At 61.3% G+C, this 13,750-nt stretch carries 15 protein-coding genes; 10 read left to right on the top strand and 5 right to left on the bottom strand.

Annotated features, from left to right (window positions below; translation table 11 throughout):
- Positions 1-76: 76 nt before the first annotated feature.
- Genes BN1129_RS00910 through BN1129_RS00900 form a run of 3 tightly spaced genes read left to right on the top strand, consistent with a single transcriptional unit; the run spans position 77 to position 3,030 of the window.
- Positions 77-586 (top strand): gluconokinase, encoded by a 510-nt coding sequence (locus tag BN1129_RS00910; protein WP_042033894.1) that lies wholly within the window; start codon positions 77-79, stop codon positions 584-586.
- Positions 583-2,379: a phosphogluconate dehydratase gene (gene edd / locus BN1129_RS00905; RefSeq protein ID WP_042033893.1), complete on the top strand. Its 1,797-nt coding sequence runs from the start codon at positions 583-585 to the stop codon at positions 2,377-2,379. The genes BN1129_RS00910 and edd overlap by 4 nt, the downstream gene beginning before the upstream one ends.
- Positions 2,380-2,388: 9 nt before the next feature.
- The gene (locus tag BN1129_RS00900) at positions 2,389-3,030 is read left to right on the top strand and encodes a bifunctional 4-hydroxy-2-oxoglutarate aldolase/2-dehydro-3-deoxy-phosphogluconate aldolase (RefSeq protein WP_042033891.1); all 642 of its coding nucleotides are present in this window, start codon (positions 2,389-2,391) and stop codon (positions 3,028-3,030) included.
- A gap of 141 nt (positions 3,031-3,171) precedes the next feature.
- Here BN1129_RS00900 and BN1129_RS00895 read toward each other — a convergent pair whose 3' ends face one another.
- The gene (locus BN1129_RS00895) at positions 3,172-4,179 is read right to left on the bottom strand and encodes a substrate-binding domain-containing protein (RefSeq protein WP_042033889.1); all 1,008 of its coding nucleotides are present in this window, start codon (positions 4,177-4,179) and stop codon (positions 3,172-3,174) included.
- An 89-nt stretch (positions 4,180-4,268) separates the two neighbouring features.
- Here BN1129_RS00895 and BN1129_RS00890 point away from each other — a divergent pair, with 89 nt between their 5' ends.
- Positions 4,269-4,919, top strand: coding sequence for a Qnr family pentapeptide repeat protein (locus BN1129_RS00890; protein ID WP_042033888.1), 651 nt, complete (start codon positions 4,269-4,271; stop codon positions 4,917-4,919).
- Positions 4,920-5,033: 114 nt separating this feature from the next.
- Here BN1129_RS00890 and BN1129_RS00885 read toward each other — a convergent pair whose 3' ends face one another.
- Positions 5,034-6,434 (bottom strand): peptidoglycan DD-metalloendopeptidase family protein, encoded by a 1,401-nt coding sequence (locus BN1129_RS00885; RefSeq protein WP_042033887.1) that lies wholly within the window; start codon positions 6,432-6,434, stop codon positions 5,034-5,036.
- Positions 6,435-6,443: 9 nt separating this feature from the next.
- The gene (gene gpmM, locus BN1129_RS00880) at positions 6,444-7,973 is read right to left on the bottom strand and encodes a 2,3-bisphosphoglycerate-independent phosphoglycerate mutase (protein ID WP_042033886.1); all 1,530 of its coding nucleotides are present in this window, start codon (positions 7,971-7,973) and stop codon (positions 6,444-6,446) included.
- A 324-nt stretch (positions 7,974-8,297) separates the two neighbouring features.
- On the opposite strand from gpmM, the gene BN1129_RS00875 reads away from it, so the two are divergent.
- From BN1129_RS00875 to gpsA, 3 genes are read left to right on the top strand one after another with little or no spacing between them, the layout of a single operon-like run.
- Positions 8,298-8,729, top strand: coding sequence for a rhodanese-like domain-containing protein (locus BN1129_RS00875; protein WP_042033885.1), 432 nt, complete (start codon positions 8,298-8,300; stop codon positions 8,727-8,729).
- A 46-nt stretch (positions 8,730-8,775) separates the two neighbouring features.
- Positions 8,776-9,246 carry a protein-export chaperone SecB gene (gene secB / locus BN1129_RS00870; protein ID WP_005319808.1) on the top strand — a complete coding sequence of 157 codons (471 nt, stop codon included), beginning with the start codon at positions 8,776-8,778 and terminating at the stop codon, positions 9,244-9,246.
- Between the two features lie 2 nt (positions 9,247-9,248).
- Positions 9,249-10,253 carry an NAD(P)H-dependent glycerol-3-phosphate dehydrogenase gene (gene gpsA / locus BN1129_RS00865; protein ID WP_042033883.1) on the top strand — a complete coding sequence of 335 codons (1,005 nt, stop codon included), beginning with the start codon at positions 9,249-9,251 and terminating at the stop codon, positions 10,251-10,253.
- A 107-nt stretch (positions 10,254-10,360) separates the two neighbouring features.
- Here the strand turns inward: gpsA and nfuA are convergent, their stop codons facing one another.
- Positions 10,361-10,939 (bottom strand): Fe-S biogenesis protein NfuA, encoded by a 579-nt coding sequence (nfuA, locus tag BN1129_RS00860; RefSeq protein ID WP_042033882.1) that lies wholly within the window; start codon positions 10,937-10,939, stop codon positions 10,361-10,363.
- A 149-nt stretch (positions 10,940-11,088) separates the two neighbouring features.
- Positions 11,089-11,817 (bottom strand): ComF family protein, encoded by a 729-nt coding sequence (locus BN1129_RS00855; protein ID WP_042033881.1) that lies wholly within the window; start codon positions 11,815-11,817, stop codon positions 11,089-11,091.
- A gap of 38 nt (positions 11,818-11,855) precedes the next feature.
- Here BN1129_RS00855 and bioH point away from each other — a divergent pair, with 38 nt between their 5' ends.
- From bioH to BN1129_RS00840, 3 genes are all read left to right on the top strand, one after another.
- Complete coding sequence (bioH, locus tag BN1129_RS00850; RefSeq protein ID WP_042033878.1) at positions 11,856-12,620, top strand: pimeloyl-ACP methyl ester esterase BioH; 765 nt, start codon at positions 11,856-11,858, stop codon at positions 12,618-12,620.
- Between the two features lie 71 nt (positions 12,621-12,691).
- Entirely contained in the window at positions 12,692-12,925 is a 234-nt protein-coding gene (locus tag BN1129_RS00845; RefSeq protein ID WP_042033877.1) for a hypothetical protein, read from the top strand.
- 1 nt (position 12,926) lies between these two features.
- A complete protein-coding gene (locus tag BN1129_RS00840) occupies positions 12,927-13,727 on the top strand; it encodes a putative metalloprotease CJM1_0395 family protein (protein ID WP_042033876.1) in 801 nt (266 codons plus the stop codon).
- The last annotated feature ends 23 nt before the right edge of the window (positions 13,728-13,750 follow it).

The raw sequence follows: 13,750 nt of genomic DNA, 5'->3' as shown, positions 1-13,750 counted from the left end.
AACATGTTACCGGTAACGTGATAAGTTAGAACCCATCAGCAGCACGATTTTTGAAAAATGGGATAGAGGTCAAACAATGGCGGGCAAGAGCATTATTGTGATGGGTGTGTGTGGTAGCGGCAAGTCCAGCGTTGGCCTCAAGGTGGCCCAGGCACTGGGGGCCAAGTTCATCGATGGTGATGATCTGCATCCCAAGGCCAACATCCAGAAGATGGCTGGCGGCAAGCCCCTCAACGACGAGGATCGAGCCCCCTGGCTGGAGCGGATCCGCGACGCGGCTTACAGCCTGGAGCAGAAGAACGAGGTGGGCGTCATCGTCTGCTCGGCCCTCAAGAAGCAGTACCGTGACCAGATCCGCGAGGGCAATGACTCAGTGCATTTCCTGTTTCTGGATGGTGATCAGCCGCTGATCCTCGAACGGATGCGGGCACGGAAGGGCCATTTCATGCGGGAAAGCATGGTACAAAGTCAGTTCGATACCCTGGAGCGCCCGGATGGCGAGGCCGGTGTATTCCACATCGACATAGACGGCACCTTCGAACAGGTGGTTGATCGGGCCGTCACAGCATTGGAGCAAGCCCAATGATCCATCAGGTAATTTCCGACGTCACCGCCCGCATTCGCGAGCGCAGTGCCGCCCGTCGCCAGGTTTTTCTGGCCCGTATCCAGCGTCAGGCCGAGCAGGGCAAGACCCGTGCCGCGCTGGCCTGTGGCAACCTGGCGCACGCCGTGGCCGCCTGCAGCAGTGACGAGAAGGGTCGCATCCTCGACATGACTCGCGCCAACGTCGGCATCGTCACTGCCTACAACGACATGCTGAGCGCCCATCAGCCCTATCAGGGTTACCCGGACATCATCAAGGCGGCACTGGCCGAACTGGGCCACAGCGCCCAGGTGGCGGGTGGCGTACCGGCCATGTGTGATGGTGTGACTCAGGGTCAGCCGGGGATGGACATGTCTTTGTTTTCCCGCGATCTCATCGCCCAGGCGACCGCGCTGTCGCTCTCTCACAACACCTTCGACGCCACCCTGCTGCTCGGCATCTGCGACAAGATAGCCCCGGGCCAGATCATGGGGGCGCTCTCCCACGCGCACCTGCCCACCGCCTTCGTACCGGCGGGCCCCATGGCCAGCGGCATCAGCAATGATGACAAGGTGAAGGTGCGTCAGCAGTACGCCGCCGGTCAACTGGGCCGCGACGCCCTGCTGGAGATGGAGTGCGGTGCCTACCATGCACCGGGCACCTGTACCTTCTATGGCACCGCCAACACCAACCAGCTGGTGTTCGAGGCCATGGGCCTGATGCTGCCGGGCTCCGCCTTCGTCCATCCTCACAGCGAGTTGCGCCACGCTCTCACCGAAGAGGCTGCCCGCCGCATCAGCGCCATGATCCCGGGCTCTCCCGCCTACCGCCCCTTGAGCGAGGTGCTGGACGAGCGCGCCCTGGTCAATGGTCTGGTGGCCCTGCTCGCCTCTGGCGGCAGCACCAACCACAGCATCCACATGGTAGCGTTGGCACGGGCCGCCGGGCTGCACCTGACCTGGGACGACATCAGCGATCTCTCGGATGTGGTGCCGCTGCTGGTGCGCATGTACCCGAACGGCCCGGCCGATGTGAACGCCTTCGAACAGGCGGGCGGTGTGCCCGGCCTGATGCGCCGTCTGGCGCAAGAGGGGCTGATCCACATGGATGCCACTCCGGTCTTTGGCGAGATGCAGGATTACCTCAGCCGTCCGGTGTTGGTCGATGGCAAGCTGGTGTGGCAGCCGGTGGGCGAAAGCAGCGATGCGAGCGTGCTCTCACCCTCTGGCAGCGTATTCCAGGCCACCGGCGGCACCAAGCTGCTGGCGGGCAATCTGGGTCGCGCCGTGGTCAAGGTCTCTGCCGTCGCCCCCGAGTATCGGGTGATTGAAGCCCCGGCCCGGGTTTTCTCCTCCCAGCATGCGGTGGAAGCTGCCTACAAGGCGGGTGATCTCAATCAGGACGCCGTTATCGTGGTGCGTCACAATGGCCCGGCAGCCAACGGCATGCCGGAGCTGCACAAGCTGATGCCGGTGCTCGGCAACCTGCAGAAGGCGGGTCACAAGGTAGCGCTGGTCACCGATGGCCGTCTCTCCGGCGCCTCCGGCAAGATCCCGGCCGCCATCCACGTCACCCCGGAAGCGCTGCACGGCGGGGCCATCGGCCTGCTAAAAGATGGCGATCTGTTACGGGTGGATGCGGTGACTGGCCGCCTCGACTGCCTGACCGATTTGAGTGGCCGCACCCAGGCCGAGATTGACCTCACTCTGGAACAAGAGGGGTGGGGCCGTGAACTGTTCAGCGTGATGCGTCGCGCGGTATCGAGCGCCGAGTGCGGCGCCACCATCTTTGATTAAGGAAGAGTTATGCAGAACTGGAAAGTGACCCCTGCCGAGGTGTTTGCCGCCTCTCCGCTGGTGCCCGTGATGGTCATAAGCGACTTGGAGCAGGCCCTGCCGATGGCCAAGGCGCTGCAGGGTGGCGGCATCTCGGTGTTCGAAATCACCCTGCGCACCCCGGTGGCGCTTGATGCCATCGCCCTCATCGCCAAGGCGATGCCGGACGCCATGGTCGGTGCCGGTACCGTGCTCAACTGCGCGCAGTTTGACGCAGCCGTCGCTGCCGGTGCCCGCTTCGTCATCTCCCCGGGCATGACTCCGGCGCTGCTGGCCCACGCGGCCAAGAGTAGCGCGCCGCTGATCCCGGGTGTTGCCACGCCTTCCGAGGTGATGCAGGCGCTGGAAGCGGGCTACGACCACCTGAAGTTCTTCCCGGCTGAAGCGAACGGCGGCACCAAGGCGCTCTCCGCCATTGCCGCTCCGCTGCCCCAGGTGAAGTTCTGCCCCACCGGCGGTATCGGCCCGAAAAACGTGGCCGACTATCTGGCGCTCAAGTGCGTGGCCACTGTTGGCGGCTCCTGGATGCTGCCGGCCGAGGCGGTCAAGAGCGGCAACTGGGAAGAGGTGACCCGCCTCTCCCGCGAAGCGGTTGAAATGGTTAAACGCTAAGCATCAGTTGTGCAGAAAAACCAGACAGGCCACCCTCGGGTGGCCTGTTCTGTTATCGGGATAAATGGGAAAAAGGCGCCTGCGGGCGGCCAGCAGTGTGTCCGGGTCGGATGATGCCGCTTGCCGCCGCTCGGGAAGAGGTTAACTCAGGCTTTCCCCCTCATAGAGGGAGAAACCTATATCCTTGCGGGTGTCGGGCAGGGGCTGGCCGCTGAGGCGAGCCAGCAGCATGGTCGCCGCTTCGCGGCCGATCGCTTCCCGCGGGGTGGCGATACTGGCCAGCTTGGGGGTCATGGCGTGGCCAATGTCGAGGGCATTGCACCCGGCAATGGCGATCTGCTGGGGCACAGGGATCCACTTGGCCTGACATTGCAGCAGGGCGCCCACCGCCAGGTCGTCATTGGTACAGAAGAGACCGTCGAGGTCGGGATAGCGCACCAGCGCCTGATCCAGCAGCTGGCCACCCAGGGTGAAGCTGGAAGATTGCTCGGTTAGCAGATGCTGGCCGGTGAGGCCGACGTCGGTCATCGCCTGATAGTAACCCTCCATCCGCAGCTGGGTGCGCACGTCGAGCCGCGCGCCGAGATAGACCACCTTGCGTCGGCCCCGGCGCAGCATCTCTGTTACCATGGCCCGGGCGGCGGCCCGATGATCCATGCCGACCACCATGTCGATGGGGGCTTGCGGCAGATCCATGGTTTCCACTACCGGAATGCCGGCGGTGGCGATCATCTTGCGGGTGCGCTCGGTGTGCTGGCTGTCGGAGAGGATAAGGCCATCCACGTGGTAGGAGAGCAGGGATGCGACCTGCTCCTCTTCCCGTTCCGGGCTGTAGCCGTAGTGAGCGAGCAGGGTCTGGTAGCCGGCAGGCCGGGTCACTGACTCAATGCCGTGCACCACGGCGGAAAAGACCTGGTTGGAGAGCGAGGGGATCAGGATGCCGATCGCCCTGCTGGTGGCGTTGGAAAGAATGTCCGGTGCCCGGTTGGGGATGTAGCCCTGTTCCTCCACCGCGGCGGCGATCCGCTCACGGGTGCCCTCGGCCACGGCCTGTGGATCGCGCAGGTAGCGGCTGACGGTCATCTTGGTGACCCCGGTCAGGTTGGCTATGTCCTGCAGGGTAGGGCGGCGCTTTCGGGTATCGTTCATCTCGGGATCCGGCAAAAATGTTACAGGTAACATTACCGTTTTTGTTTAACAAAGTCAGCATATGACGCCATCGGCAGGAGACTATTCGCATGATCAAGGGCAAGTGCTTCGAGGGGATGCGTTTCGAGCAGCAGGATGTGGCGGGAGAGTGTTTCACGGAGTGCCGCTTTATCGACTGCAACTTCTCCTGGTTGGATTTGAGCGAGAGCCGCTTCGTCGACTGCAGCTTCTACGAGCGGGAGCGCGAGCTGGGCTGCCAGCTGCAGGGCTGCGATCTGCGGGAGGCCAGTTTCCTTCGCTGTGATTTGACCCTGGCGGATCTTGGCCGCAGCCAGTGTCTGGGGCTGGAGATGCGTGACTGCCAGGCCATGGGCATCAACTTTGCCCGAGCCTGCTTCGCCAACCAGATCACCATCAAGAGCTACTTCTGCGAAGCGCATCTTACGGGCAATAACTTCAGCTACGCCAACTTCGATGGCTGTGTGCTGGAGCGCTGCGAGCTGACCGGCAATCGCTGGCAGGGAGCCAGCCTGCTGGGTGCTTCGCTGGCCGGCTCCGACCTGAGCGGCTCAGCGTTTGGCCAGATAGAGTGGACCAGTTTCAACCTGCAGGGCTGCGATTTGCGCCAGTGCGACCTGCCCGGGCTGGATCTGCGTCGGGTCAATCTGGACGGGGTGCAGATCAATGAAGAGCAGCAGCAGGGGTTGCTCGAACAACTCGGCCTCATCGTCTTCCCCTGATCCCAGCAGGCGAAAACGGGGTAAATTTCCGTCATTCGATGCCGCTGACAGGGCCGTCGGCGACGATCAAAAAAGCCTGCGTCATGCAGGCTTGTGGTCATCGAGTGTACGGGGTCAGCGTTTGGCTAGCCACTTGGTCGGGTTGATGGCTTCACCCTGATAGCGGATCTCGAAATAGAGGCCGGATCTGTCCTGGCCGCCACTGTCGCCGACCAGTGCCACGGGTTCGCCCTGTTCCACGCTCTGACCCACCTGACGCAGCAGCGACTGATTGTGACCGTAGAGGCTCATGTAGCCACGGCCGTGGTCGATCACCAGCAGCATGCCGAAGCCATCCAGCCAGTCGGCGTAAACCACCTGGCCCGGTGCGACCGCCTTGACCTGGGTCCCTTCGCTGGCCCCGATCAGGGTGCCTTTCCACTTGAGCTCTGCGGTGCGGGGTGAGCCGTAGGAGATGAGGATCGGCCCCTGCACCGGCCAGCGCAGGCTGCCGTTGGTGCTGAGACCGCCGTAGCCGCCACTGCTTGGCTTGCTGCTCCGCGCGGCGGCTTGCTGCTCCGCGACCCTGTTCTGTTGTTCGGTGACTTTCTGCTGTTGGGCTGCGAGCCGTTGCTGCTCGCCGACTTTCTGCTGCTGCGCCGCGATCCGCTGTTGTTCGGCAATCCGCTTCTGCTCGGCGGCCAGGCGCTGTGCCTCCAGACGGCGCTGGCGCTCCTGCTCGGCCTTCAGCTTGGCCAGCCGCTCCCGCTCGGCCCGTTCACGGCGCTCCTGCTCTTCCCGCTGGCGACGCAGCTCTTCCAACCGGGCCTTCAGGGCTTTCTCTGCCTTGACCAGCTTGGTCAGCTTTTGTTCGTCGTTTTGTACCGATTGCTGCAGCTGGTTGCGTACTTTGGCGCGGCTCTGTTGACTGGCAAGCAGGGCCTGATGGTGCTCCTGCTGTTCGCTTAGCAGGGCTTGCAGCTTGCTCTCGGTCTCTTTGGTGGCCTGCTGGTTTTTGGCCAGCTTGGTGTGGGTCACGCGCAGGGCGTCGATGGCCTCGATACGGGCCTTGTTGAGATAGTCGTAGTAATCGAGAGAGCGGCTCAGTTTGGCCGGATCCTGCTGATTGAGTAGCAGTTTGAGGTAATCATGGTTGCCCGCCTGGAAGGCGCTTTCCGCCTGCTTGGCCAGCAACTGCTTCTGATATTTTGCTTGTAGTTCCAGTGCCTGCTTGTCTTTTTGCAGGGTCGCCAGCTTCTGCTGGTTCTGTTTCAACTGCTGCTTGGTCTGGTTGAGTTTGGCGGCGGCCGCCGAGATGGCCTGCTCATCGGCCTTGAGCTGGGTGTTGAGTTTGGCCAGCTCCTGCTTGCTGAGCTTGATGCTCTTCTGTTGCTCTTTGATCTGGGACTGCATGGTGCCGAGCTGCTGATTGGCAGCCCAGGCGTTGCCCGCGATAAACCACAGGCAAAAAAACAGCGCGCCGGCCAACTGGCCGACGCGACTGGTTTTGTTTGAAATAACTTCGCATCCCCGCATGGGGAAGGATTATTTCAGAATCATCAGGGGCTTGCCAGTCATTTCCGGCGGGACAGGCAGACCCATAAGGGTCAGCATAGTCGGAGCCAGATCGGACAATTTGCCACCTTCAACCACCTCGGACTTGCGACCGAAATAGATGAGGGGAACCGGCAGATTGGTGTGGGCGGTGTGCGCCTGACCTGTCTCTTCGTCCAGCATCTTCTCGGCGTTGCCGTGGTCGGCGGTGATCAGGCATTCGCCACCTACTTCGGCCAGGGCCTCGGTGACCCGACCAATGCAGTGATCAACCGCTTCACAGGCCTTCACGGCCGCATCGAACACACCTGTGTGGCCGACCATGTCGCCGTTCGGGTAGTTGCAGATGATGGTGTCGTACTTGCCGCTCTTGATGGCGGCCACCAGCTTGTCGGTCAGCTCTTCGGAGCTCATTTCCGGCTGCAGGTCATAGGTGGCCACTTTCGGGCTGGCAACGATCTCGCGATCTTCACCGGTGAAGCAGGACTCTTCGCCACCGTTGAAGAAGAAGGTCACGTGAGCGTACTTCTCGGTTTCGGAGATGCGCAGCTGGGTCTTGCCTTGCTTGGCCAGCCACTCACCCAGGGTGTTCACCAGGGCGGTCGGCGGATAGGCACAGGCGGTTTTGATGTCGGCCGCGTATTCGGTCAGCATCACGAAGTTCAGCGCCGGGGTGGCGGCACGGGCGAAGCCGGTGAAGTCGCTGTCGACGAAGGCGCGGGTGATCTCACGGGCGCGGTCGGCACGGAAGTTCATGAAGATCAGCGCATCGCCATCCTGCATGGGGGCGGCGGCACCGATGCGGGTGGCCTTGACGAACTCGTCGTTCTCGTCGCGGGCATAGGCGGCGGCCAGGGCTTCGCTGGCGCTGTCGGCGGTGAACTCGCCCCTGCCTTGAGTCATCAGGTCATAGGCTTGTTGCACGCGATCCCAGCGGTTGTCACGGTCCATGGCGAAGTAGCGGCCGATCATAGAGGCGAAACGACCCTTGCCCAGACGGGCAAACAGGGCATCGAACTGTTCGATGGAAGACTGGGCAGAGCGCGGCGGTACGTCGCGGCCATCCAGGAAGGCGTGGAAGTAGATCTGCTCGGCGCCACGTTTGGCGGCCATCTCGATCATGCCCATGATGTGCTCTTCGTGGCTGTGTACGCCACCCGGGGACATCAGACCCATGATGTGAACGGCCTTGCCCTTGGTCACGGCAGCATCAACAGCCTTGGCCAGTTCGACGTTCTGGAAGAAGTCGCCGTCTTTGATCTCTTTGGAGATGCGGGTCAGCTCTTGATAGACGATACGACCGGCACCTATGTTGACGTGGCCCACTTCGGAGTTACCCATCTGGCCATCCGGCAGACCCACGTCCAGGCCGGAGCCGGAGATCAGGGTGCTGGTGTAGTCACGGGCGAGACGGTCGAGGTTGGGAGTCTTGGCGGCAGCGACGGCGTTGTGCTCTTGCTTGGTGCTGTAGCCCCAACCGTCCATGATGACGAGAACCAAAGGTTTCTTAGCTGTTGACATAAGGCTATGTCCTCTCGGATAGGAATGAATTGCGGGAAGTGAAACTAGCGTAATATTACTACATCTGCCGAAATAGTCACCTGATAGCCAAGCCTCGGCCACCGTCGCTCAGGGCTGTTGCCAGCCTGTTTCCCCTTTGTCGCCGGCTTGTCTCCCTGCTCGACGAATCCTCGCCCCAAAGCGTCGGACGCCATTTTTTATTCCGATCCTTTATCGCGCACCTGCCCGATGGGAGCCCGCTCCCGCTTTGCCGCCAAGATGGCTGATCTTGGTGGGGTCCCCATGTATACTCGGGTCCTTGTCTTGGTCCCTGGATAGTAGAAGATGCAAGAGTATTTGGATTTTGCGGCCCGTAACCCGCTGCTGACCGCAGCTTGGTTCGGCCTGGCAGGCACCCTGGTTTACACCACGGTGCGTGCTCGTTTTTCTCCGGTTAAAACGGTGAGCAACCACACGGCTACCCTGCTGATCAACCGCGAAAATGCCATTGTGGTGGACATTCGCAGTCAGGAAGAGTTTACCAAGGGCCATCTGGCCGGTGCCAAGCACTTGCCGCTCAGCCAGATCCAGAGCAATAACCTGGGTCCAGTTGAAAAGCATCAAGATGCCCCCATCATAGTGGTGTGCGAGTCGGGGATGACCGCTGGTGGCGCAGGTCGCCAACTGAGCAAGGCCGGTTTCAAGCAGGTGTATGTGCTCAGCGGTGGCATGGCCCAGTGGCGTGCAGATAATCTGCCGGTGACCAAAAAACGCTGATTGAAGGGCCTGCGCCCACATATTTTCTTAAAAGGAATCAAACGAAATGGCTGACGAAATCAACAACCAGGAAGTACAACCGGAATTCCACATCCAGCGTGTTTACACCAAGGATGTCTCTTTCGAAGCCCCTAATACCCCGCACATCTTCCAGAAAGAGTGGCAGCCGGACGTCAAGCTGGACATGGACACCAAGACCAATATCCTGGCGGATGGCGTGTATGAGGTTGTGCTGACCCTGACCGTGACCTGCAAGCTGGAAACCGAAACTGCCTTCCTGTGCGAAGTACAGCAGGCAGGTATCTTCACCATAGGCAACCTGCCGGAGCCGCAACTGGCCCACTGCCTGGCGGCCTTCTGCCCGAACATCCTGTTCCCGTACGCCCGCGAAGCCGTGGCCAACATGGTGAGCAAGGGTTCCTTCCCGCAGCTGAACCTGGCACCGGTCAACTTCGATGCCCTGTTTGCCCAGCACATGGCGCAAGCACAGGCCCAGCAGGCGACTGCGGAAGCCTGATAATGGCTGACCAGATCGCTATCTCGGTCTTGGGGGCGGGGTCTTATGGCTCCGCCCTTGCCATTTCTCTGGCGCGCAACGGTCATCCGACCCTGCTGTGGGGTCACGACCCAGCCCATGTCGCCGAGCTGGAACAAGAGCGCTGCAACAAGGCTTTTCTGCCGGATGTCCCTTTCCCTGCCGATCTGCAACTGACCGCCGATCTGCAGGCTGCGGTGCAAGCAGCTCCCGTGCTGCTGCTGGTGGTGCCGAGCCATGTGTTCGGCCAAGTGCTGGCTCAGGTCAAGCCCTTCCTGCGCCCCGATACCCGTATCGCCTGGGCCACCAAGGGGCTGGAACCAGACAGCGGCCGCCTGTTGCAAGACGTGGCACGTGAGGTGCTGGGTGAGGCGATCCCGCTGGCGGTGATCTCCGGCCCCACCTTTGCCAAGGAGTTGGCCGCCGGCCTGCCGACCGCCATCTCGGTGGCGTCGACTCACGATGACTTTGCCGATGATCTCTCGCTGTTGCTGCACTGCGGTCGCTCGTTCCGGGTCTATACCAATCCGGACTTCGTCGGTATGCAGCTCGGCGGCGCCGTCAAGAACGTCATCGCCATCGGTGCCGGTCTCTCCGACGGGCTGGGATTTGGCGCCAACGCCAGAACCGCGCTCATCACCCGGGGCTTGGTGGAGATGCAGCGTCTGGGAGCGGCCCTGGGTGCCGACGCCAAAACCTTCATGGGGATGGCTGGGCTCGGGGATCTGGTGCTCACCTGTACCGACAACCAGTCGCGCAACCGTCGCTTCGGTCTGGCCCTCGGGGCTGGCAAGAGCATGGATACCGCCATGGCCGAGATAGGTCAGGTGGTGGAAGGCTATCGCAACACCAAGGAGGTGCATCTGCTGGCGGCCCGTTGTGGCGTCGAGATGCCCATCTGCGAGCAGATTTTTCAGGTGCTCTATCAGGGCAAGAACCCGAAAGAGGCTGCCATCGCCCTGCTTAGCCGGGACAAGCGCGACGAATAAGCCATCCGCTGATGCTGGATAGCAAAAGGCCCCGCCAGATTGGCGGGGCCTTTTCATGTGTGGTCAGGGGGGATCAAGCTTGTCGGGTGATCGCCACTGGCATTCGATCAATAGTAGGAGTGATCGCCGCGCTGGTGCTCGGTGGCATCTTTGACGCCGTTGAGCTCGCCCGGGAATTTCTCCAGCAGCTGCTTCTCGATCCCCTCTTTCAGGGTGTAATCAACCATGGAGCAGCCGTTGCAACCGCCGCCAAACTGCAAAATGGCCAGCTTGTCTTCGGTCAGCTCAACCAGCGTGACCTTGCCACCGTGACCGGCCAGCATGGGATTCACCTCGGACATCAGCACGTATTCGATGCGATCGATCAGCGGTGCATCGTCGTCCACCTTGCGCATTTTGGCATTGGGGGCTTTCAGCGTGAGCTGGGAGCCCATCTGATCGGTAACAAAGTCGATGGTGGCATCGACCAGGAAAGGGGTGCTCAGCGGATCGACCAGGCAGTCGAAGCCGCTGAAGGGCAGGTGTTGATCTTCCGGATCGACCGCGTCGGGTGGGCAATATGATACGCCGCACTCGGCATTCTGGGTTCCCGGATTGACCACAAACACCCGGATATTGGTGCCATCAGGCTGTTTTTCCAGCAGTTTACGGAAATGGGCCTGGGCGGTGTCGGAAATGCTGATCATCACTATCCTCATAAACCTGAGTGTACGACTAGGGTATTCATGATAACTCGCTTGGCAGTGCTTGGGTAGCATGCAGATGGTGCCGCGCATATGTCAAATATCCCTATGGCAGCCTGATGTGCCTGCGCTTGCGGGACAGATATCGAGTGTCATTTTATGTGTTTGAGCGTACGGCACATGGCCCACACGTCCACTTTTTCGATGCCGCTCTCGTGAAGCATGCGGGTGAGCTGACCCGCCGTCGCCCCCGTGGTCACCACATCGTCGAGCAGGGCGACATGCCGATAGTGGTGAGGCTGGATGTGGAAGGCTCCGCGCAGATTCCGTCGCCGCTGAGCGGCACTGAGCCGGGTCTGCTGCGGAGTGGCTCGGGTTCTGCGCAGCAGCCGGGTGTCGCAAGGGATGCCGGTGATCTCGCTGAGGGTGATGGCGATCTCTTCTGCCTGATTAAAGCCGCGCCACCACTGCCGCCACCAGTGCAGGGGAACCGGAATGATGGCTTCGGGGGGATCGTCTCTCTCCAGATGATCTGCCAGCAGACGGGCGAGCAGCGGTGCCAGCAGGATCTGGCCAGAATACTTCAACTGGGGAATGAGCATGGAGTAGGGGGGCAGGTAGTCACCAATGACCTGCAACCGCTGCCAGGGCGGTGGCCTGCGCTGGCAGTGTCCGCAGACAGGTTCGGCTTCCCCGTCTGATTCCGGCAAGGGCGCCGCACACAAGCTGCATTTGTGATAGGGCTGGTGGAGGGCCTGTTGGCACCAGCTGCAGAGCAGCGGCTGTTCATCGCAAGGCTGTTGGCAGAGCAGACAGTGACCCTGCCAGTCGGCATGGTTGCCAAGGATCGGACTTGCTTTGGCGAGCAGTCGCTTTAACATGCTGACCCCAAGAGAATGAACAGGGATCTTGAGTCTAGATGAGCGTATCGGTAGAGCGATTTGGTCAGGGGCCCGACCTGGTGCTGTTGCACGGATGGGGCATGAATGGCGCAGTCTGGCAGGGGATTGCCCAGCAGTTGGCGGCCCAGTATCGGATACATCTGGTGGACTTGCCCGGGTTTGGCAACAGTTCGCTGCTTGATGGGAGTGATTATTCCTTGCCCTGGTTGGCGGAGCAGGTCGCCGCTGTCTTGCCGCAGAAGTGCCATTTGCTCGGTTGGTCCCTCGGTGGTCTGGTGGCGAGCCAGTTGGCGCTAACCCAGCCTGAGCGATGCCTTTCGCTTATCACGGTAGCCAGCTCCCCCTGTTTCATGGCCCGTGACGACTGGCCGGGGATCGCCCCCAAGGTGCTGACCGGTTTCAATCAGATGCTGGCGGGGGATTTCAAGCAGACCATAGAACGATTCCTCGCTATCCAGGCCATGGGCAGCGAACATGCCCGGGATGATATCCGCCAGCTGCGCCACTGGTTGGCAGAGCGCCCGGCTCCCCAGCTTGCGGCGCTGGAGGCCGGACTCGGTTTGCTGGCGGAGGTCGACTTGCGCGATGAACTGACCACGCTGAGCCTGCCCTGGTTGCGGGTCTATGGCCGGCTGGATTCGCTGGTGCCCAAAGCGGCCATACCGCTGCTGGACGAACGCTATCCGGCCAGTCACAGCCTGGTGCTGGAGAAGGCCTCGCACGCACCCTTTATTTCCCATCCGCAGCAGTTCGTTGAAATCATTCGACATTTTGTTGGTTGAAAAACAACCTATTTGCTTCATTAATCCTCTGGCGTGACGGATAATTAATCCAGCGTCAGAGGAGAGTCATCATGCGTATAGATTCTGCATTGAACAGCGGTGTACAAGGGTTTCAGCGAGCGGAACAGATTGCCGATCAGGCATCCAGCCAGATCGCTCGGCTCAACACCCCGAGCGGTGACCAGGTACAACTGCCTGATGAACTGGTCAACCTCAAGGTGGCCGAAATACAGGCCGGGGCGTCGGCCAAGGTGATCCAGACCGCCAGTGATGTTATGGGTACGCTGATCGATATCCGGGTGTGAGATGAACATCAACGTCAGTCTGCCGACCATGATTCCTAATCAGCTGCAACCGCAGACGGAATCCGCACGCACTGACAATCGCCGTGCAGCCCTCATCCCCCAGGCCCGCCAGAGCGAGGTATTTAATGCCGAGCCTGAAGTCGGCTCACAGAAAGACAAGTCCAAGGCTAGCCAGGCCAATCCCAACCAGAGTTCCCAGCAGACGCGGGAAGCTTCCCAGACCGGCAACCCGCAAACACCGGTTGATCACCGCGTCGTTGAGGCCACGGGGGAAGACGGGCAGCGCAACAAGCAACAGCAGGATCCCAGGCAGCAGGAGCAGCAACAGAAGCAGGAGCTGCAGGTCAAGGCGCTGGTAGACAGGGATCAGGAAGTGCGAGCCCACGAGCAGGCTCATCAGGCTACCGGTGGTCAGTATGCCGGTAGCCCGACCTATCAGTTCTCGATGGGACCGGATGGCAAGCGCTACGCCACCGGCGGGGGCGTCTCCATTGATATCGGGACCATTCCCGGCGATCCCAGGGCGACCATCGCCAAGATGCAACAGGTACGTGCCGCCGCCCTGGCCCCGGCGGATCCTTCCGCACAGGATCTGAGCGTGGCCAGAAGTGCCGCTGCCAAGGAGGCTCATGCCCGCAAGGCGCTGCTTTCATCCGATCCGGATACCGCCCTGGCGGCCGATGGCAGCGCCAAGAGAGGTGTATTGAGCGGCTACATGGAGCAGCGCAATCAGGTTATTGCCCAGCGTTATCAACAGGCGGTCAAGCCTGCTGCGCAACAGGGTGTCAGTCTGAACGTCTGAGTGCCGCGCCGCCTCTTCCCCCT

The organism is Aeromonas popoffii (assembly GCF_000820025.1).
GTDB classification, from domain to species: domain Bacteria; phylum Pseudomonadota; class Gammaproteobacteria; order Enterobacterales; family Aeromonadaceae; genus Aeromonas; species Aeromonas popoffii.
The sequence above is the reverse complement of the archived record's forward strand: the minus strand, read 5'-3'. Positions and strand labels throughout refer to the sequence as shown.